This is a genomic window from Streptomyces sp. NPDC037203 (assembly GCF_055605065.1).
Genome location: NZ_JBVJUC010000005.1, coordinates 320,766 through 339,178, shown reverse-complemented (window position 1 = coordinate 339,178; position 18,413 = coordinate 320,766). Strand labels below are relative to the sequence as shown.

Here is an 18,413-nt window from a genome sequence, read left to right as displayed (position 1 = left end):
CGGCGGGGCCGCACAGCGGATACGGCCCCGCGACCCCCTGGGCCGGCTGGCCCTCGGGGCGTTCGTCAGCCCAGGTCGACCTCGGGGTACAGCGGGAAGCCCGCGACCAGGTCCGTCGCGCGCTGGGCGACCTCGTCGGAGACCTTCTCGTCCAGGACGTGGGCGGCCTTGCTCGGCGCGCCGGACTTGGTGGTGCCCGGCTCGGCCGTGGTCAGGACGCGGTCGATCAGGCCGGCCACCTCGTCCATCTCCGCCGTGCCGAGGCCGCGGGTGGTCAGGGCGGGGGTGCCGATGCGGATGCCGGAGGTGTACCAGGCGCCGTTGGGGTCGGCCGGGATGGCGTTGCGGTTGGTGACGATGCCGGAGTCGAGGAGGGCGGCCTCGGCCTGACGGCCGGTGAGGCCGTAGGAGCCGGCGACGTCGATCAGGTTGAGGTGGTTGTCGGTGCCGCCGGTGACCAGGGTGGCGCCCCGCCGCATCAGGCCCTCGGCCAGCGCGCGGGAGTTCTCCACGATCCGCCGGGCGTAGTCCTGGAAGGAGGGCTGCCGGGCCTCGGCCAGGGCGACCGCCTTGGCGGCCATGACGTGCGGCAGCGGGCCGCCGAGGACCATCGGGCAGCCGCGGTCCACCTGGTCCTTGAGGGAGTCGTCGCACAGCACCATGCCGCCGCGCGGGCCGCGCAGCGACTTGTGGGTGGTGGTGGTGACGATCTGGGCGTGCGGGACCGGGTCGAAGTCGCCGGTGAGGACCTTGCCCGCGACGAGGCCGGCGAAGTGGGCCATGTCGACCATGAGGGTCGCGCCGACCTCGTCGGCGATCTCGCGCATGATCCGGAAGTTCACCAGGCGGGGGTACGCCGAGTAGCCGGCCACGATGATCAGCGGCTTGAACTCGCGGGCCTGGGCGCGCAGCGCGTCGTAGTCGATGAGGCCGGTCGCGGGGTCGGTGCCGTAGGAACGCTGGTCGAACATCTTGCCGGAGATGTTCGGGCGGAAGCCGTGGGTGAGGTGGCCGCCGGCGTCCAGGGACATGCCGAGCATCCGCTGGTTGCCGAAGGCCTGGCGCAGCTCGGCCCAGTCGGCGTCGGTGAGGTCGTTGACCTGGCGGGCGCCGGTCTTCGCCAGGAAGGGGACCTCGACGCGGTCGGCGAGTACGGCCCAGAAGGCGACGAGGTTGGCGTCGATGCCGGAGTGCGGCTGGACGTAGGCGTGCCGGGCGCCGAAGAGTTCGCGGGCGTGCTCGGCGGCCAGGGACTCCACGGTGTCCACGTTGCGGCAGCCGGCGTAGAAGCGGCGGCCGACGGTGCCCTCGGCGTACTTGTCGCTGAACCAGTTGCCCATCGCGAGGAGGGTCGCCGGGGAGGCGTAGTTCTCGGAGGCGATCAGCTTGAGCATCGCGCGCTGGTCGGTGACCTCCTGGCCGATGGCGTCGGCGACGCGCGGCTCCACGGCGCGGATCACGTCGAGGGCGGCGCGGAAGGCGGTGGACTCGGTGGACAGGTGCTGCTCTGGCATGGGGACCTCCGGACGGGGTGCGTTTCGGCGTTCACGTTCGGCCCAGGCGCACGGCACTGTTTCCCGCGGGCCGCTCCCCGATGGTCCGTCCCATCCCTGCGCGCCAGTCACGGCCCGTGGCTCAGCGTACCGGCCGGGTGGAGGCGGCGAGATCCGGCGTCCACCATGCGGGCGAGCGCGAGGGCGCGGGTGCGGACGGCGGCGCTCAGAGGATCACATGGGGCAGAAAGCGGGCGTACTCGTCGGTGACGGGGCTCGCCGACTCGCGGATGCCGAGGCCCGCGGGCTCGCCGTCGATGACCCAGGCGCCGAGGACGACGTGGTTGCCGTCGAAGGCGGGCAGGGTCGCGAGCTGCTGGTAGCAGCAGGGGTCGGGGCGGACGGCGGGCGGGCTGCCCGCCGGGTGCAGGGTGATGCCCTCCCCCTCGCGGCCCAGCAGCGGCTTGGCGGCGTAGCCGGTGGTGGCGGCGAGGTCGCGGGGGCCGTCGAGGTGGGCGGGCAGCAGGTTGGGGTGGCCGGGGTACAGCTCCCACAGGACCGCCAGCAGGGCCTTGTTGCTCAGGAGCATCTTCCAGGCGGGCTCGATCCACAGGGTGCCGCCGGTGCCGCCGCCGTTGTCCAGGGTGTCCAGGACATGCCCGCCGAATGCGTCGGTCGTGAGCCATTCCCAGGGGTAGAGCTTGAACAGGGCGCGGATGAACCGGAGCCGTTTGTCCACGAAGCGGCCGGAGAGGGTGTCCCAGCCGATCTCCTCCATGGCGAGCCAGTCGGTCGTGAGGCCCGCCTGCTCCGCGGTCTCCTTCAGGTAGGCGACCGTCATCAGGTCCTCGCCCAGCTCGTCGGCGGCGGAGTGCGCGAAGTGCAGGAGGCCGCCGGGCGGGAGCAGCGCGGACTGTCTGCGCCAGGATTCCACGAGGCGTTCGTGCAGCGAGTTCCACTGGTCGGCGCCGGGGAAGCGGTCCTCCATCCAGAACCACTGCGGACAGGCGGCCTCCACCAGGGAGGTGGGGGTGTCGGCGTTGTACTCCAGCAGCTTGGCCGGGCCCGTGCCGTCGTAGCGCAGGTCGAACCGGCCGTAGAAGGAGGGGAGTTCGGCCCGGCGGTGCCAGGACTCGGTGACGGCGGCGGCGACGGCGGGGTCGGTGATGCCGAGGTCGGCGAGGCGGCCCCGCGCCACGATGTGCTCCGCCGCCGCCAGGCACATGGCGTGCAGTTCGGCGACCGTCTCCTCCAGCGCCTCGACCTCGGGCAGCGAGAAGACGTAGTAGGCGCTCTCGTCCCAGTAGGGGCGCAGGCTTCCGTCGGGGTGGCGGGTGAGCGGGTAGATCAGGCCCTGCTCCTCGACGGTGCGCTGCCAGCCGGGGCGGGGGGTGGTGGTACGGCGTTCCATCCGGCGGTCCCGGTCAGCCGCCGGAGCTGTGCGAGCCGCCGCCGAAGCCGCCGCGGTGCACGCCGCCGGAGCCGGAGCCGTAGTGCGTCGAGGAGTGGTGCGTGGAGTGGCCCGTCGAGTGCCCGGAGCCGTGGCGGGGCTTGGTGAAGGAGCCGCCGTCCACCCAGGAGCCCTTCTTCCTGCCGCCGTAGTACCAGGCGCCGTCGACCGCCGACTTGACCGCCTTGCAGTTCTTGTCGGAGACGACCTTGTAGCCCTTGGCGTAGCTGTAGCTGTCCCGGTCCACGCAGCGCTTGTCCGGTTCCGAGGAGCAGGCGGTGAGCGCGGCGGCCAGCAGGCCGACGCTCCCGAGGACCACCGTGCCGGAGCGCAGCCGTCGCCTGGATTCGGCCATGTTCGTGTCTCCCCCGTGTGCGATGTGCGGTGCGGCAAGCCTAGAGACCGGTATGAGAACCGGCCAAGGGGGGTGAGCATGACAGGACGGTGGCGGGGCTCCCTTAGAGTCCCTTTGTGCTCTTTGGAATGGTGTGCGCCCTTGGCGCGGCGGTCTGTTTCGGTACCGCGACGGTGTTGCAGGCGGTGGCGGCGCGACAGGCCGGTCCCGGTGGCGGCGGTGAGGCGGCGCTGCTGCTGCGGGCGCTGCGGCAGTGGCGGTACATCGCCGGGCTCGGGCTGGACGGGCTGGGCTTCCTGTTCCAGATCGCGGCACTGCGCTCGCTGCCGATCTACGCGGTCGGCGCCGCCCTCGCGGCCAGCCTCGCGGTGACGGCGGTGGTCGCGGCGCGGCTGCTGGGGGTGCGGCTGCGCGGCATGGAATGGGGCGCGGTGGGCGTCGTGTGCGCCGGGCTCGCCATGCTGGGCCTCGCCTCCGGACCGGAGGGCGGCAAGGCCGGTTCGGACACGCTGCGGTGGGTGATGCTCGGGGTGGGGGTCGGGCTGCTGCTGCTCGGGCTCGCGGGCGGGCGGCTGTCCGGGCGGGCGCGGGGGCTGGTGCTCGGGCTCGGCGCCGGGTTCGGGTTCGGGGTGGTCGAGGTGTCGGTCCGGCTGATCGACAGCCTCGCCCCCGCCACCCTGCTCACCAACCCGGCGACGTACGCCCTGCTGTTCGGCGGCGGTGCCGCCTTCATGCTGCTGACCTCGGCCCTCCAGCGCGGCTCGGTCACCACGGCGACCGCCGGAATGGTGATCGGCGAGACGCTCGGACCCGCGGCCATCGGCGTCGTCTGGCTCGGCGACCGCACCCGCGAGGGCATGGCCTGGCTGGCCGTGCTGGGCTTCGCGGTGGCCGTGGCGGGCGCCCTGGCCCTGGCCCGCTTCGGCGAGGCCCCGGCGGCGGAGACGGCGGAGGAGACCGCCGAAGGCTGACGAGCGCGGCGGACCGCCGGAGGCTGACGAGCGGCAATCCGCACCGACCGGACTGGCGGCGCGGGGTCCCTGGAGAACGAGGGACCGGCTGCGCCCCCCGCAGCGCAACCGGTCCGCGCACCATCCTGCGGTCTGCGGCCGTCCGTGACCAGGAGCCGGATTTTCCGGAACCGGATTTTCAGGAACGTAGACTTCCGGTATTTGCCGGGCCGGTCAGGCGGCCCGCGCCGAGAGGGAGTTGGGATGGACCGGGATGCCCTGCGGTCGCTGCTGCGGCACAAGCGCTCGCTGATCGATCCCGTCGAGCTGGGCTGGCCCCGGCGCAGCGGCCGCGGCCGGCGGTCCGCCGGGCTCTCCCAGGCCCAGGTGGCGCACGCGCTGTACGTCTCCGAGCGCACCTACGCCCAGCTGGAGCGGGGCGACATGTCCTCCCCCGCGTCCGAGTTCCTCGACGCGGTCGCCGGGGTGCTGCGCATGGCGGAGCCGGAGCGGACCGCGCTGTACGTCTACGCGCTGGGCCACGAGCCGCCGGTCCCCATGAACCCGGAGGCCGGCACACGGGTGGACCCGGCCTGGTTCACGGCCGTCCAGAGCATGTCCGGCGTGCCCTGCTACGTCAACGACGTGGCGTGGAACCTGCTCGCCTGGAACGACGACTTCCTGCGCATGTTCCCCCGGCGAGCGGGCGCGCGGCCGGAGTTGCCCGAGCGGAACGTGATGCGCTGGCTGCTGCTGCGCGAGGAGGCGCGCGAGCACCATCTGGTGGACTGGGAGCAGCGGTGGGCGGCGCCGGTGGCGGCCCAGCTGCGGGCGGCGGTGGCGGCCCACCCGGACAACCCCGATCTGCGGCAGCTCGACGCGGAGGTGAACGACGACCCCGTGGTGGGGCCCGTCTACCGCCGGCACGACATCACCTACGTGCAGCAGGACGGGGACACCCGGCCGGTACGGCACGCGGGGCTCGCCGCCGACGGGGCCGACCGGTGCTGCGCCGAACACGCGCCGTCCACGCGGGGCTTGGTGACCCTGTGCGCGGCGCAGCCGCTGGGCTCACCGGGCGCCCGGTTCTTCTCCCTGGTCTTCCGCCCGGCCGCCGACTGACCCGCCGCCGCTCAGGGCAGCACCCTGCACAGCGCCTCCAGCGCGCCCGCCCACGCGCTGTCCGGTGGCGTCCCGTACCCGACCACCAGCGCGTCCACCTGCTCGGCGACGGCCTCGGGGTGGCGGTGGAAGGAGAGGCCGTGCAGGGCGAGGCCCTGCCAGGCGGCGGCCTGGACGACGGCGGCCTCGGTGCCCGGCGGCAGCCGCAGCAGCGCGTGCAGACCGGCGGCGACCCCGGTGACCCGGACGCCGGGCGCGCGCTGGGCGACGGCCGCGGCGAGGGCGTCACGGCGGCGCCGGTAGCGCAGGCGGGCGGCGCGGACCTGGCGGTCGTAGGCGCCGGAGGTGAGGAACTCGGCGAGGGTGAGCTGTTCGAGCGCGCCCACGGTGTCGGCGTGCCCCTTGGCCGCGAGCACCTCCCCGACGAGGGCCGGCGGCAGCACCATCCAGCCCAGCCGGAGGCCGGGCGCGAGGGACTTGCTGGCGGTGCCGAGGTAGACGACACGGTCGGGATCGAGACCCTGGAGGGCGCCGACGGGCTGTCGGTCGTAGCGGAACTCGCCGTCGTAGTCGTCCTCCAGGACGAGGGAGCCGGTGCGGCGGGCCCAGTCCACCACCGCCGTGCGCCGGTCGGGGTGCAGGGGCATGCCCATGGGGAACTGGTGGGCGGGGGTGAGGAGTACGGCGCCCTCGGTGGTCAACGGGCCCGGATCGGTGCCGAGTTCGTCCCAGGGCAGGGCGGGGGTGGCGAGCCCGGCGGCCTGGAGGAGTCCCCAGTAGGCGTCGAGGCCGTACGACTCGACGGCCACCGAGCGGACCCCGCGGGCGCGCAGCACCGGGCCGAGGACGCGCAGCGCGTGCGAGAAGCCGGCGGTGACGACCAGGTTGCCGGGGTCGGCGCGGACGCCCCGGACGCGGGCGAGGTAGCCGGCGAGGGCGGTGCGCAGTTCGATGCGGCCGCGCGGATCGCCGTAGCCGAGCGCTTCGTTGGGGGCGGCGGCGAGGGCGCGGCGGGCGGCCCTGGCCCACTCGGCGCGCGGGAACGCGGCGAGGTCGGGGGTGCCGGGGACGAGGTTGTGGGTGGGCCGGGCCGGGGTGCGGGGCCGGCGGGCGGGGCCGCTCGGCGGGACCACGGTGCGTGCGGCGACGCGGGTGCCGGAGCCCTGCCGGGCGGTGAGCCAGCCCTCGGCGACCAGGTCGGCGTACGCCTCGGCGACGGTGTTGCGGGCGATGCCGAGGTCGGTGGCGAGGGCCCGTGAGGAGGGCAGCCGGGTGCCGGGGGCGAGTCGGCCGGTGCGGACCGCGTCGCGCAGGGCGTCGGTCAGCCCCCGGCGCAGCCCGCCGGGGCCGGCCGGTTCCAGATGTAGGTCGACGCCCGAAGTGGCCCAGGATTCCGCCATGGAAATGGACCATACTCCTGGGCTGCCCCGCTTCTAGGTTGGAGGCATGAACACGGATGAGAAGACCGAGTACGCCCCCGAGCACGCCCCCCGTCTGAACTGGAGCGAGCACGCTCCGGACGTGTACAAGGCGATGGTGCGGCTGGACATCGCCGCACGTCAGGGGCTGGATGCGAAGCTGCTGGAACTGGTGAAGATCCGCGCCTCGCAGCTGAACCACTGCGCGTTCTGCCTGGACATGCACACCAAGGACGCGCTCGCGGCCGGGGAGAGCGTGGAGCGGATCGTCCAGCTCGGCGCGTGGGAGGAGTCGCGGCACTTCTACACCGAGAAGGAGCTGGCGGCGATCGAGCTGACCGAGGCGATCACCGTGCTCACCGACGGCTTCGTGCCGGACGAGGTGTACGAGCGGGCCGCCAAGCAATTCGACGAGGCCGAGCTGACCCGGCTGATCGCCGCGATCACGGTGATCAACGCCTGGAACCGGTTCGGCGTCACCGCCCGGATGACGCCGGGCCACTACGAGCCGGGGCAGCACCGCTGAGCGACGGCGGGCAGACGCCGCGCGCGAGGCGCCCGTAGGCGGGCCCTCCCCCACGGCCACGGCCCCGCGCCCGCCGCGCTCGGCGGACGCGGGGCCGGGCTGCGCCGGCCGAGGCTCAGGACAGCCACTTCCTCCAGACCGAGGGGTGGCTGTCCACCCACTTCTTGGCGGCGGCGTCCGGGGACATCTTGTCCTGGGCGATCAGCAGCGAGACCTCGTTCTGGTCGTCGGTGGTCCAGCGGAACTTCTTCAGGAACTCCGCCGCCTTGCCGCCCGACTTCGCGAAGTCCGCGTTCAGGTACTTCTGGAGCGGGGTGCGCGGGTAGGCGCAGGCGATCTTCGCCGCGTCCGCGTCGCAGCCGTCCTTGTACGGCGGCAGCTTCACCTCCGTCATCGGGACCTTCTTGAACAGCCACTGCGGCGAGTACCAGTACGTCAGGAAGGGCTTCTTCTCCTTGGCGAACTGCTTCATCTGCGTGATCTGCGCGGCCTCGGAACCGGCGAAGACGACCTGGTAGTCCAGCTTCAGGTTCTTCACCAGGGCCTTGTCGTTGGTGACGTAGGACGGGGAGCCGTCCATCAGCTGGCCCTTGCCGCCGCTCTCCGCGGTGCGGAAGAGGGAGGCGTACTTGTTCAGGTTGTGCCAGTCGGTGATGTCGGGGTGCTCTTTGACGAGGTACGTCGGCACGAACCAGCCGATGTGCCCGGTCACCCCGAGACCACCGGCGCGGGCGATCGTCTTCTTGTCGTCGACGTAGCGCTTCTCCTGGTCGGGGTGGCCCCAGTCCTCCAGGATGGCGTCGACCCGGCCCTGGCTCAGCGCGTCCCACGCGGGCACCTCGTCCACCTGCACGGTGTCCACGCGGTAGCCCAGCTTGTGCTCCAGCAGGTACTGGGCGACGGCCACATTGGACTCGGCGCCCACCCAGGACTGCACGGACAGCGTGACGCTCTTGCCGCCGCCGGTGTGCGCGAACGGGCTGGCCTGCTTGGTCATGTCGGCGGCGCCGCAGCCGGTGGTCAGGCCCAGCACGGCGAGCGCGACGGGAATCGTCGGGCGCAGTCGGATCCGCATGTCAGGCTCCCTTCGCCGGGCGGCGCTCGGTCGGCTGGGTCACCCGGTCCAGCATCAGGCCCAGGCAGACGATGGCGGCACCGGCCACCAGACCGGTCGCCAGGTCGCCCTGGGCGAGGCCGAAGGCGACGTTGTAGCCGAGGGCACCGCCGCCGACCAGGCCGCCGATGATGACGACCGCGAGGACCAGGACCACACCCTGGTTGACTGCCAGCAGCAACGAGCGCCGGGCGAGCGGGAGCTGGACCTGCCACAGCTGCTGCCGCCCGGTCGCGCCGAGCGAGCGCGCCGACTCCAGCGCCGCCGGGTCCACCTCGCGCAGGCCCTGCGTGGTGATGCGGACGACGGCGGGCAGCGTGTAGACGACGGCCGCGGCGACCGCGGGGGCGCGGCCGACGCCGAACAGGGCGACGACCGGGATCAGGTACACGAACTGCGGCATCGTCTGGAAGACGTCCAGGACCGGGCGCAGGGCACGCTCGACCCGGTCGCTGCGGGCGGCGGCGATGCCGGTGGCGAAGCCGAGCACCAGGGTGACGGCGACGGCGGCCAGCACCTGGGAGAGGGTGTCGAGGGAGGGCTCCCACACGCCGAGCACGCCGATCGCGGCCATGGCGAGCACGGCGGTCAGCGCGGTGCGCCAGGTCCCGATCAGCCAGGCGAGGGCGGCGACGATCAGCAGCACCGACCACCAGGGCAGCCACTGGAGTCCGTCGCGGATCGGGTCCAGCACCCAGGTGGTGAAGTGGGCCGCCCAGTCGGCGGTGCCGCCGATGACCGGGACGCCGGTGTAGAGGTGGCTGGTCATCCAGTCGACGGCGCGGTTGACGGGGGCGGCGATCTGCACGCTCCAGCCGTTCGGCCAGTCGAGGGCGCCGAGCAGGCGGGCGGCGAGGGCGGCGGCCGCGGTGACGGCGAGGGCGTACGGCCAGCCGATCGTCCGGGCCCCCTTCGTGCCGGCGCCGGCCGCGCCGGTCACCCGGTCCAGGACCACGGCGAGCAGCACGATCGGGATGCCGGCGGCGAGGGCCTGGCCGACGTCGACGGTGGACAGGGCCTGGTAGACGCGGTCGCCGAGGCCGCCGGCACCGATGACCGAGGCGATGACGGCCATGGACAGCGCCATCATGATCGTCTGGTTGAGACCCAGCAGGAGTTCCTTGCGGGCCAGCGGGATACGGGCGGTCAGCAGCCGCTGGCGGCGGGTGGCACCGAGCGACTCCACGGCCTCCAGGACCTCGGGGTCGGCGCCGCGCAGGCCCAGCGCGGTGAGGCGGGCCATCGGCGGGGCGGCGTAGACGACGGTGGCGAGGACGGCCGCGGGGACGCCGATGCCGAAGACCAGGACGACGGGGAGGAGGTAGGCGAAGGCCGGGAGGACCTGCATCGTGTCAAGGACCGGGCGCAGGGCGCGGTCGAGGCGCGCGGAGAGACCGCCGGCCAGGCCGAGGGCGGTGCCGACGAGCACCGAGGCGAGCACGGCGGCGACCATCAGCGCGAGGGTCTGCATCGTCGGTTCCCACATGCCGAGGGCGCCGCAGGCGAGGAAGGCGACGGCGGTGCCGGCGGCGAGGCGGGGCCCCGCGACGCGCCAGGCGACGAGGGCGCCCAGCGCGGTGACGCCCGGCCAGCCCAGGGCGAGGAGGGCGACGTAGACCCCTCGGACGGACAGGACGACGGCGTCGCTGATGTAGCCGAAGAAGTACAGGAACAGGGGGTGGGTGTCGCGGTTGTCGATGATCCAGTCGCTGGCGCTGGTCAGCGGCTTGGCGAGGCTGACCGTGAGGTGGTGGGGCCAGGCGCGGCCGTGCAGCACCGGGAGCAGGACGGCGGTGATCAGGGCGAGCAGCAGGAGCTTGCCGACGGCTCTGTTGCGCAGCACGGCGGGGGTCCTGGTGCGCAGGGCGGGGACGGTGAGGGTGGCCATCAGACGGCCTCCGGGGTGGAGGTCGCCGGGTTCTTCGCCCGTGCGCGCTCGCGGGTCGAGGCGACGGTGCCCGCCCGCGCCGGTTCCGCGGTACGGCCGCTCGGGGCGGCGGACGCGTTGTCCACCCCCGCGACGACGCCCAGCAGTTGTTCGGAGTCGACCACGCCGAGGCACCTGCCGTGGTCCATCACACGGGCCGGTTCACCGGCGCGGGCGACGGCCTCGATGGCCTCGGCGACCGTGGCGTCGGGGCGGACGGCGGGGCCGCTGCCGGTCTCGTCCGGGGAGGAGGCGGGACGCATGGCCGTACGGGCCGTCAGCACCTGCTCGCGCGGCACGTCCCGGACGAACTCGCGGACGTAGTCGTCCGCCGGGGAGCCGACGATCTCCTCGGGGGTGCCGAGCTGGACGACCTGGCCGTCGCGCATCAGGGCGATGCGGTCGCCGAGCTTGAGGGCCTCGCTGAGGTCGTGGGTGATGAAGACCATCGTGCGGCCCTCCTCCTCGTGGAGGCGGGCGACCTCGTCCTGCATGTCCCGGCGGATGAGCGGGTCCAGGGCGCTGAACGGCTCGTCGAACAGCAGTACTTCGGGGTCGACGGCGAGCGCGCGGGCGAGGCCGACGCGCTGGCGCTGGCCGCCGGAGAGCTGGCCGGGGCGGCGGTGCTCCATGCCTTCGAGGCCGACCTTGGCGACGATCCGGGCGGCGCGCTCGCGGCGCTCGGCCTTGCCGACGCCCTGGATCTCCAGGCCGTAGGCGACGTTGTCGAGCACGCTGCGGTGCGGGAGCAGGCCGAAGTGCTGGAAGACCATCGCGGCGCGGTGGCGGCGCAGTTCGCGCAGCCGGGACCTGTCCATGGCGCGTACGTCCTCGCCGTCGATGGCGATGGTGCCCGCGGTCGGCTCGATCAGCCGGGTCAGGCAGCGCACGAGGGTGGACTTGCCGGAGCCGGACAGGCCCATCACCACGAAGACCTCGCCCTTGCGGACGTCGAAGGAGACGTCCCGGACGGCGGCGGTGCAGCCGGTGCGGGCACGCAGCTCGGCCGCGTCGAGGGTGCCCAGCTCGGGGTCGGCGGGGACGCGCTCCGGCTTGGGGCCGAAGACCTTCCACAGGCCGGAGACCGAGAAGACCGGGGCATCGTCGGTGGTGGGGGGTTTGCGGGTCGGGACGGTAGTGGTGGTGGTACTCATCGGCGATCGCCTCCGATCAGATCGACGGCCTTCTCCCCGACCATCAGCACCCCGATCATCGGGTTGACGGCGGGAAGGGTCGGGAACACGGACGCGTCCGCGATGCGAACGCCGTCGAGACCGCGGATGCGCAACTCCGGGTCGACCACGGCGAGTTCGTCATCGGCCGCGCCCATCCGGCAGGTGCCGGCGGGGTGGTAGACGGTGTGGTGGGCCTTGCGCAGCAGTTCGCTGAGCTGTTCGTCGTCGGTGACCTCGGGACCGGGGAAGACCTCGCGCTTCAGCCAGCCCGCGAACGGCTCGGTCCGCGCGATCTCGCGGGCTATCTTCACGCCGTCGACGAGGGTCCGCGCGTCGTAGCCCTCCTCGTCGGTGAAGTACCGGAAGTCGAGGGCGGGCTTGACCTCGGGGTCGGCGCTGGTGAGGTAAAGGCGGCCGCGGGCGCGGGACTTGGGGATGTTCGGGGTCATCGACACGCCGTGCTCGGGGCGTTCGTAGCCGAGGCGCTCGGGGTTGTCGGTGAAGGGGATCTGGTAGAAGTGGAACATCAGGTCGGGGATGTCCAGCGACGGGTCCCGGCGCACGAACAGCGCGGCGTCGGAGTCCATCGCCGAGTTCTTTGGCAGCGGCCGTTCGGTCTCCCACACGATCACCGACTCGGGGTGGTCCTGGAGGTTCTCGCCGACGCCCGGCAGGTCGTGCACGACCGGGATGCCCAGCTCCTCCAGATCCCGCTTCGGGCCGATGCCGGACAGCAGCAGCAGCCGCGGCGAGTCGACGGCGCCGGCGCAGACGACGACCTCCCGGCGGGCGCTGATCAGCTCGTCCGCGCCGTCCTTGGTGCGCACGCGGACACCGGTGGCGCGCTTGCCGTCCAGCTCCAGCTTGTACGCCCAGGTCTCCAGCAGCAGCGTGAGGTTGGGGCGGTCGCCGGCCTCCAGATGCGGGTGGAGGTAGGCGACGGAGGCGGAGGAGCGCTTGTTGTCCTCCGGGTGGTAGGCGAGGTCGAGGAAGCCGACCCCCTCGTAGAACGGCTTGTCGTTGAAGCCGATCACCTCGGGGACGCCGATCGCGGTCTTCGTCGCGTCGATCCAGTCCTTGGCGATGGCGTTCTGGTCCTTGTCGGCGACGCGCACGATGTTGTTGCGCAGCCGGGCGTAGTACGCCTCCATCGGCACCGCGCCCCAGCCCTCGGCGCCGGCCTGCTCCCACTCGTCCCAGTCGGTGGGCAGCGGCTTGAAGGAGATCAGGGTGTTGTGCGAGGAGCAGCCGCCGAGGACCCTGGCGCGGCTGTGCAGGATGTGCGAGTTGCCCTGCGGCTGCTCGACGGTGGTGTACTCGTAGTCCAGGTCGCCGCCGAGCAGGCCCAGCCAGCGGCGCAGGGTGAGGACGTCCTCGCGGTCGATGTCGCTCGGGCCGCCCTCGATGACGGCGACGGTGACGTCGGGGTCCTCGGTGAGGCGGGAGGCGATGACCGAGCCCGCGGTGCCGCCGCCGATGACGACGTAGTCGTAGACGTGGGGGGTGTGGGACATGGGGGGCGCTACTCCAGGTGGGGAAGGGGTGGGGACGGTCTCAGCCGGCGAACCAGCGCACCGGCTTCGGCGCGAGGTTCTGGTAGACGTGCTTGGTCTCCCGGTACTCGGCGAGCCCGGCGGGGCCCAGCTCGCGGCCGGTGCCGCTCTTGCCGAAGCCGCCCCACTCCGCCTGCGGCAGGTAGGGGTGGAAGTCGTTGATCCAGACGGTGCCGTGGCGCAGCCGGGCCGCGACGCGCCGGGCCCTGCCGGGGTCGGCGGTCCACACCGCGCCGGCGAGGCCGTACTCGGTGTCGTTGGCCAGGCGGACGGCCTCGTCCTCGGTGGTGAAGGTCTCGACGGTGAGGACGGGTCCGAAGACCTCCTCGCGGACGACCTTCATCTCGCGGTGGCAGCCGTCGAGGACGGTCGGCTCGTAGAAGTAGCCGGACTCGGGCCGCTCGGGCGCGGGTTCGGGGCGCTTGCCGCCGCAGCGCAGGATCGCGCCCTCGGCGAGCGCGGAGGCGACGTACGCCTCGGTCTTGGCCCGCTGCTGCTCGGAGACGAGCGGGCCGACCTCGACGCCGTCCTCGGTGCCCCGGCCGATCCTGATCTTCTGGGCGCGGCGGGCGAGTTCGGCGACGAAGCGCTCGCGCACCGACTCCTCGACGATGAGCCGGCCGCCGGCCGAGCAGACCTGGCCGCTGTGGATGAAGGCCGCGTTCAGGGCCTGGTCGACGGCGGTGTCGAAGCCCTCGTCGGTGGCGCAGGCGTCGGCGAAGACCACATTGGGGTTCTTGCCGCCGAGTTCGAGGGCGACCTTCTTCACGCCGGGGGCGGCGGCCTGGGCGACCTTGGTGCCGCTGGCCAGTCCGCCGGTGAAGGAGACCAGGTCGACGTCGGGGTGCTCGGCGAACCGGGCGCCGACGGTGTGGCCGGGTCCGGTGACGATGTTGGCGACGCCCGCGGGCAGTCCGGCCTCCACCAGCAGCCCGATCAGCGCGACGGTGGTCATCGGGGTGATCTCGCTGGGCTTGATCACGAAGGTGTTGCCGGCCGCGAGCGCCGGGGCGACCTTCCAGCTGGCCTGGAGCAGCGGGTAGTTCCAGGGGGTGATCAGCGCGCAGACGCCGACCGGCTCGTGTACGACGACGCTGTGGATGTCGGGCGAGCCCGCGTCCACGACGCGGCCGGGGGCCTCGGCGGCCACCAGGTCGGCGAAGTAGCGGAAGGCGTCGGCGACACAGTCGATGTCGATCCGGCCCTCTTCCACGGTCTTGCCCGCGTCCTGGGCCTCGAGCCGGCCGAGCGCTTCGCGATCGCGCACGAGCAGGTCGGCGACGCGGCGCAGCAGCGCGGCGCGCTCGGCGACGGGGGTGCCCGGCCAGGGGCCGTGGTCGAACGCCTGCCGGGCCGCGGCCACGGCGCGCTCGGCGTCCTTCTCGTCACCCTCCGCGACCACGGCGAACGGCCGGGCGTCCGCGGGGTCGAGGATCTCGCGGGTCGCCCCGGAGATCGCCGTGAGCCACTCTCCTCCCGCGTGGATGGTCGCCTGGGTCTGTCGTGCCGTACTGTCCGCCATGATCGGTGTTGCCTTCCGTTACTGTTCGACGCCCCCGTGTCACGCGAAGGGCGGGCTCAGGGACCGTGGCCCCCTGCCCAAGAGCCCCGTTTGCATGCGGAATCGGCGGCCGAAAGTGCGCGGCGTCACTGAAAAGACGGTGGAAAACGGTCGGAAACGCCCTATCCGGGGCGCTGCGTTCGGTCCATGGGACCGCCACAGCGCGTGGCGGCGGGACCGGCGCCCTCCCCGATCAGCTCGCGGACCCGCTCGCGCAGCCAGGCGTGGGCCGGATCGGCGTCATGGCGGGGGTGCCAGGCGAGGCCGACCGGGAGAGCCGGGAGCCGGAGCGGGATCTCGAAGACGGTCAGGCCGAGGGGCTCGGCGAGCGGGCGGGTCCAGGGGCTGATCAGGCCGATGAGATCGGTCTCGCGGAGCACGAACAGCGACGCCGGGTAGGTGCCGACGCTGGCCACCACCCGCCGGCTCAGCCCCAGTCCGGCCAGCGCCTCGTCGACCGGCCCGCGCAGCCGGCCGCGCCGGGAGACGACGAGGTGGCCGGCCGCGGTGGCGAACCGTTCGGGGGTCAACTCCCCGTCCAGCAGCGGGTGTCCGCAGCGCACGACGCCGAGCATGCGGTCCTCGTAGACCGTCTCCTGGTGCACCTCGGGCGCGCTGGTGTCGATCATGCCGATCTCCAGGTCGGCGGTGCCCTGGCGCAGGAAGGGGGCGTCGACGTGGCTCTCGGACAGGAAGCGCAGCCGGATGCCGGGGGCCTCGCGCGCGGCGCGGGCGAGCAGGGCGGCGCCGTGGGTGGCGACGATGGCGTCGTGGCCGAGGATCGTGAAGGTACGGCTCACCGTGCGCAGGTCGGTGTCCCGGCCGGGCGCGAACAGGGCACGGGCCCGCTCCACCACGGCGCTCACCTCGGCGCGTACGGCCAGCGCGTGCGGGGTCGGCACCATCTGCCGGCCGGCCCGCACCAGGACGGGGTCGCCGAGCGCCTTGCGGATGCGGCCGAGGGTGCGGCTCATGGCCGGTTCGGACAGGTGCAGCCGGCGCGCGGCCCCCTGCACGCTCTGCTCGTCGAGCAGCACGTCCAGCGCGACCAGCAGATTCAGGTCGAGGCGCGTGGATTGCGTCATACGCATTCATCCCTTGCATAAGTTGCACTGGAGTGCAGGTCACAGGCGAGCCTACGGTGAGCGGGCATCCCTTTCACCCGTTCGAGCTCCTCGGGAGGAGCCGTGCCCTCGCACGCCCTGAAACGCCCCGCCCTGCTCGCCCTGTGCGCCTGTGTCCTGGTCGCGCAGAGCATGGTGGCGGCGATCAACCTGCTGATACCGCAGCTGAGTTCGTCCGCGCTGCGGCCCTCGGGCGCCGAGGTCCTGTGGACGGTCGACGCCTACGTCATCGTCTTCGCCGGTCTGCTGATCCCCGCCGGGGCGCTCGGCGACCGACACGGGCGCAAGGGCGCGCTGCTCGCCGGGCTCGCGCTGTTCGCGGCGGGCGCGGCGACCAGCGCGCTGGCGGGGGCGCCGCTGGTGCTGATCGCGGGCCGGGGGCTGTCCGGCGCGGGCGCCGCGCTGATCACCCCGGCCACGCTGTCCCTGCTGATGCGGCTCGCGGCACCCGCGCAGCGGCTCGGCGCGATGGCCGCGTGGACCCTGTCGATCGGCCTCGGCGGGGCGGCGGGCAACCTCGGCGGCGGGCTCGCGGGTCAATTCCTCGGCTGGCGGGCGCTGTTCTGGGCCATGGTGCCGCTCGCGGCGCTGCTGGTCGCGGTGGTGGCGCGCGTCGTCCCCCGCACGGAACGCCCGACGTCGGGCCACACCGATCCGCTCGGCGCGGTCCTGCTGATCGCGGGGCTGGTGGCCGTGCTGTTCGGGATCATCGAGGGGCCGTCGTACGGCTGGCTGTCGGCGCGGATCACCGGCGCGTTCGGCGCGGGGGCGGTGCTGGTGGCGGCGTTCACGGTGCACGCGCTGCGGGCGCGGGGACCGCTGTTCGACCCGCGGGTGTTCGCCTCGCCCCGGCTGCGGGCGGCGTCCCTCGGCACGGCGACGGGGTTCTTCGGCCTCTTCTCCCTCTTCTTCGTCAACTCGCAGTACCTCCAGGACGTCAAGGGCTACGGTCCCGCCGTCACCGGGGTGGCGATCATGCCGCTGGTGATCGGGATGGCCGGCGCGCAGAAGCTGGCCGCGCGCTGGTCCGACCGGCCGCGCGTCCTCGTCGGTACGGGGCTCGCGCTCATCGGCGCCGGGCTGCTCTGCGCGTCCACGGCGACCGCGGCCACTCCGTACGCCCTCTTCGTCTGCTGGCTCCTGGTCATCTCCACCGGCGCGGGCCTGTCCATGCCGCCGCTGACGATGGGCGTCGTCACCTCCCTCCCGGCCCACCAGGCGGGCCTGGGCTCGGGTCTGGGCACGACGGCCCGCGAGACCGGCGCGGCCCTGGGCGTCGCGGTGACCGGCACGGTGCTGTCCGGCCACACCGACCTGGCCCAGGGAATGGGCCCGGCGCTGCGGGTGGTGGGAGCGGTGGTGCTGGTGGCCACGGCGGTGGTGGTGAGGGGGTACGGCGGACGCGAGACGCCGGCTTCACGGCCGGCGCCGGCGGCGACCCCCTAGTGGTGCGGGGCCGGGGGACGGACATGCACGCGGGCCCCGCTCCGGAGGAGAACCGGAGCGGGGCCCGCGTACGGGGCTACCGTCAGATGAGGCCGAGCGCGCGGACCGCCTCGCGCTCCTCGGACAGCTCCTTCACCGAGGCGTCGATGCGGGCGCGGGAGAACTCGTTGATCTCCAGGCCCTGCACGATCTCGTACGCGCCGTCCTTCGTGGTGACGGGGAAGGAGGAGATCAGGCCCTCCGGCACCCCGTACGAACCGTCGGACGGGATGCCCATGGACGTCCAGTCGCCCTCGGCCGTGCCGTTCACCCACGTGTACACGTGGTCGATCGCGGCGTTCGCGGCGGACGCCGCCGACGACGCGCCACGGGCCTCGATGATCGCCGCACCGCGCTTGGCGACGGTCGGGATGAAGTCCTCGGCCAGCCACTTCTCGTCGCCGACGACCTCCGCCGCGTTCTTGCCGCCGACCGTCGCGTGGAAGATGTCCGGGTACTGCGTGGCGGAGTGGTTGCCCCAGATCGTCAGCCGCTTGATGTCGGCGACGGTGGAGCCCGTCTTCTTCGCCAGCTGCGTCAGCGCGCGGTTGTGGTCCAGCCGGGTCATCGCGGTGAACCGCTCGGCCGGTACGTCCGGCGCCGCCGCCTGCGCGATCAGCGCGTTCGTGTTGGCCGGGTTGCCGACGACCAGGACCTTGATGTCGTCCGCGGCGTGGTCGTTGATGGCCTTGCCCTGCGGCTTGAAGATGCCGCCGTTGGCCTCCAGCAGGTCACCGCGCTCCATGCCCTTGGTGCGCGGGCGGGCGCCCACCAGCAGGGCCACGTTGGCGCCGTCGAAGGCGACGTTCGGGTCGTCGGTGATGTCGATGCCCTGGAGCAGCGGGAAGGCGCAGTCGTCCAGCTCCATGGCCGTGCCCTCGGCGGCCTTGAGCGCCGGGGTGATCTCCAGGAGGCGCAGGCGGACCGGCACGTCCGCGCCGAGCAGCTGGCCGGAGGCGATGCGGAAAAGCAGGGCGTAACCGATCTGGCCGGCCGCGCCGGTGACGGTGACGTTCACGGGAGTGCGGGTCATGGCGTTCTCCGTATGACAGCTGGCGGTGGGGCGTCCCTGCCCCGGTTGGATGATCGATCTCTTGGCATCAAGAGAGATCCACCGGTCAGGCTATCGCGCATCCGGCATGCGAGACGTGCGGGGCCCT

The 18,413-nt window shown here is 73.1% G+C and carries 15 protein-coding genes and 1 riboswitch; of the genes, 4 read left to right on the top strand and 11 right to left on the bottom strand.

Annotated features, from left to right (window positions below; all coding sequences use genetic code 11):
- Nucleotides 1-65: 65 nt before the first annotated feature.
- From ACZ7EC_RS17560 to ACZ7EC_RS17550, 3 genes are all read right to left on the bottom strand, one after another.
- On the bottom strand, nucleotides 66-1,514 hold the full coding sequence (locus ACZ7EC_RS17560) for a glycine hydroxymethyltransferase (protein ID WP_471063381.1): 1,449 nt from the start codon (nucleotides 1,512-1,514) through the stop codon (nucleotides 66-68).
- A 33-nt stretch (nucleotides 1,515-1,547) separates the two neighbouring features.
- Nucleotides 1,548-1,635, bottom strand: a riboswitch (ZMP/ZTP riboswitch).
- An 84-nt stretch (nucleotides 1,636-1,719) separates the two neighbouring features.
- Nucleotides 1,720-2,904, bottom strand: coding sequence for a glutathionylspermidine synthase family protein (locus ACZ7EC_RS17555; RefSeq protein WP_471063379.1), 1,185 nt, complete (start codon nucleotides 2,902-2,904; stop codon nucleotides 1,720-1,722).
- Nucleotides 2,905-2,917: 13 nt separating this feature from the next.
- Nucleotides 2,918-3,298 carry a hypothetical protein gene (locus ACZ7EC_RS17550; protein WP_471063377.1) on the bottom strand — a complete coding sequence of 127 codons (381 nt, stop codon included), beginning with the start codon at nucleotides 3,296-3,298 and terminating at the stop codon, nucleotides 2,918-2,920.
- A 128-nt stretch (nucleotides 3,299-3,426) separates the two neighbouring features.
- Here ACZ7EC_RS17550 and ACZ7EC_RS17545 point away from each other — a divergent pair, with 128 nt between their 5' ends.
- Both ACZ7EC_RS17545 and ACZ7EC_RS17540 read left to right on the top strand, forming a co-directional pair.
- Complete coding sequence (locus ACZ7EC_RS17545; RefSeq protein ID WP_471063632.1) at nucleotides 3,427-4,269, top strand: DMT family transporter; 843 nt, start codon at nucleotides 3,427-3,429, stop codon at nucleotides 4,267-4,269.
- A 243-nt stretch (nucleotides 4,270-4,512) separates the two neighbouring features.
- Nucleotides 4,513-5,370: a helix-turn-helix domain-containing protein gene (locus ACZ7EC_RS17540; protein ID WP_471063375.1), complete on the top strand. Its 858-nt coding sequence runs from the start codon at nucleotides 4,513-4,515 to the stop codon at nucleotides 5,368-5,370.
- 11 nt (nucleotides 5,371-5,381) lie between these two features.
- Here ACZ7EC_RS17540 and pdxR read toward each other — a convergent pair whose 3' ends face one another.
- A complete protein-coding gene (gene pdxR / locus ACZ7EC_RS17535; RefSeq protein ID WP_471063373.1) occupies nucleotides 5,382-6,770 on the bottom strand; it encodes a MocR-like pyridoxine biosynthesis transcription factor PdxR in 1,389 nt (462 codons plus the stop codon).
- A gap of 46 nt (nucleotides 6,771-6,816) precedes the next feature.
- On the opposite strand from pdxR, the gene ACZ7EC_RS17530 reads away from it, so the two are divergent.
- The gene (locus ACZ7EC_RS17530; RefSeq protein ID WP_471063371.1) at nucleotides 6,817-7,314 is read left to right on the top strand and encodes a carboxymuconolactone decarboxylase family protein; all 498 of its coding nucleotides are present in this window, start codon (nucleotides 6,817-6,819) and stop codon (nucleotides 7,312-7,314) included.
- Between the two features lie 115 nt (nucleotides 7,315-7,429).
- On the opposite strand, the gene ACZ7EC_RS17525 is transcribed toward ACZ7EC_RS17530, so the two are convergent.
- From ACZ7EC_RS17525 to ACZ7EC_RS17500, 6 genes are all read right to left on the bottom strand, one after another.
- Nucleotides 7,430-8,389 carry an ABC transporter substrate-binding protein gene (locus ACZ7EC_RS17525; protein WP_471063369.1) on the bottom strand — a complete coding sequence of 320 codons (960 nt, stop codon included), beginning with the start codon at nucleotides 8,387-8,389 and terminating at the stop codon, nucleotides 7,430-7,432.
- A gap of 1 nt (nucleotide 8,390) precedes the next feature.
- Nucleotides 8,391-10,316 carry an ABC transporter permease gene (locus tag ACZ7EC_RS17520; RefSeq protein WP_471063367.1) on the bottom strand — a complete coding sequence of 642 codons (1,926 nt, stop codon included), beginning with the start codon at nucleotides 10,314-10,316 and terminating at the stop codon, nucleotides 8,391-8,393.
- Nucleotides 10,316-11,509, bottom strand: a complete 1,194-nt coding sequence (locus ACZ7EC_RS17515) for a quaternary amine ABC transporter ATP-binding protein (protein WP_471063365.1) — start codon at nucleotides 11,507-11,509, stop codon at nucleotides 10,316-10,318. Before ACZ7EC_RS17515 ends, ACZ7EC_RS17520 begins: the two co-directional genes overlap by 1 nt.
- Nucleotides 11,506-13,044, bottom strand: a complete 1,539-nt coding sequence (locus tag ACZ7EC_RS17510; protein WP_471063363.1) for a GMC family oxidoreductase — start codon at nucleotides 13,042-13,044, stop codon at nucleotides 11,506-11,508. The genes ACZ7EC_RS17515 and ACZ7EC_RS17510 overlap by 4 nt, the downstream gene beginning before the upstream one ends.
- 40 nt (nucleotides 13,045-13,084) lie before the next feature.
- Nucleotides 13,085-14,605, bottom strand: a complete 1,521-nt coding sequence (locus ACZ7EC_RS17505) for an aldehyde dehydrogenase family protein (RefSeq protein ID WP_471063361.1) — start codon at nucleotides 14,603-14,605, stop codon at nucleotides 13,085-13,087.
- Nucleotides 14,606-14,766: 161 nt separating this feature from the next.
- On the bottom strand, nucleotides 14,767-15,735 hold the full coding sequence (locus ACZ7EC_RS17500; RefSeq protein ID WP_471063359.1) for a LysR family transcriptional regulator: 969 nt from the start codon (nucleotides 15,733-15,735) through the stop codon (nucleotides 14,767-14,769).
- A 96-nt stretch (nucleotides 15,736-15,831) separates the two neighbouring features.
- Between ACZ7EC_RS17500 and ACZ7EC_RS17495 the strand changes: the two genes are divergently transcribed.
- Nucleotides 15,832-17,214: an MFS transporter gene (locus ACZ7EC_RS17495; protein WP_471063357.1), complete on the top strand. Its 1,383-nt coding sequence runs from the start codon at nucleotides 15,832-15,834 to the stop codon at nucleotides 17,212-17,214.
- Between the two features lie 82 nt (nucleotides 17,215-17,296).
- Here the strand turns inward: ACZ7EC_RS17495 and ACZ7EC_RS17490 are convergent, their stop codons facing one another.
- Nucleotides 17,297-18,286: a malate dehydrogenase gene (locus ACZ7EC_RS17490; protein ID WP_471063355.1), complete on the bottom strand. Its 990-nt coding sequence runs from the start codon at nucleotides 18,284-18,286 to the stop codon at nucleotides 17,297-17,299.
- Between the last annotated feature and the right edge of the window lie 127 nt (nucleotides 18,287-18,413).

What these genes read in the sequence shown, in the direction of transcription:
- ACZ7EC_RS17560 (WP_471063381.1), bottom strand. Translation starts at nt 1,514, where the DNA reads ATGCCAGAGCAGCACCTGTCCACCGAGTCCACCGCCTTCCGCGCCGCC.
- ACZ7EC_RS17555 (WP_471063379.1), bottom strand. Translation starts at nt 2,904, where the DNA reads ATGGAACGCCGTACCACCACCCCCCGCCCCGGCTGGCAGCGCACCGTC.
- ACZ7EC_RS17550 (WP_471063377.1), bottom strand. Translation starts at nt 3,298, where the DNA reads ATGGCCGAATCCAGGCGACGGCTGCGCTCCGGCACGGTGGTCCTCGGG.
- ACZ7EC_RS17545 (WP_471063632.1), top strand. Translation starts at nt 3,427, where the DNA reads ATGGTGTGCGCCCTTGGCGCGGCGGTCTGTTTCGGTACCGCGACGGTG.
- ACZ7EC_RS17540 (WP_471063375.1), top strand. Translation starts at nt 4,513, where the DNA reads ATGGACCGGGATGCCCTGCGGTCGCTGCTGCGGCACAAGCGCTCGCTG.
- pdxR (WP_471063373.1), bottom strand. Translation starts at nt 6,770, where the DNA reads ATGGCGGAATCCTGGGCCACTTCGGGCGTCGACCTACATCTGGAACCG.
- ACZ7EC_RS17530 (WP_471063371.1), top strand. Translation starts at nt 6,817, where the DNA reads ATGAACACGGATGAGAAGACCGAGTACGCCCCCGAGCACGCCCCCCGT.
- ACZ7EC_RS17525 (WP_471063369.1), bottom strand. Translation starts at nt 8,389, where the DNA reads ATGCGGATCCGACTGCGCCCGACGATTCCCGTCGCGCTCGCCGTGCTG.
- ACZ7EC_RS17520 (WP_471063367.1), bottom strand. Translation starts at nt 10,316, where the DNA reads ATGGCCACCCTCACCGTCCCCGCCCTGCGCACCAGGACCCCCGCCGTG.
- ACZ7EC_RS17515 (WP_471063365.1), bottom strand. Translation starts at nt 11,509, where the DNA reads ATGAGTACCACCACCACTACCGTCCCGACCCGCAAACCCCCCACCACC.
- ACZ7EC_RS17510 (WP_471063363.1), bottom strand. Translation starts at nt 13,044, where the DNA reads ATGTCCCACACCCCCCACGTCTACGACTACGTCGTCATCGGCGGCGGC.
- ACZ7EC_RS17505 (WP_471063361.1), bottom strand. Translation starts at nt 14,605, where the DNA reads ATGGCGGACAGTACGGCACGACAGACCCAGGCGACCATCCACGCGGGA.
- ACZ7EC_RS17500 (WP_471063359.1), bottom strand. Translation starts at nt 15,735, where the DNA reads ATGCGTATGACGCAATCCACGCGCCTCGACCTGAATCTGCTGGTCGCG.
- ACZ7EC_RS17490 (WP_471063355.1), bottom strand. Translation starts at nt 18,286, where the DNA reads ATGACCCGCACTCCCGTGAACGTCACCGTCACCGGCGCGGCCGGCCAG.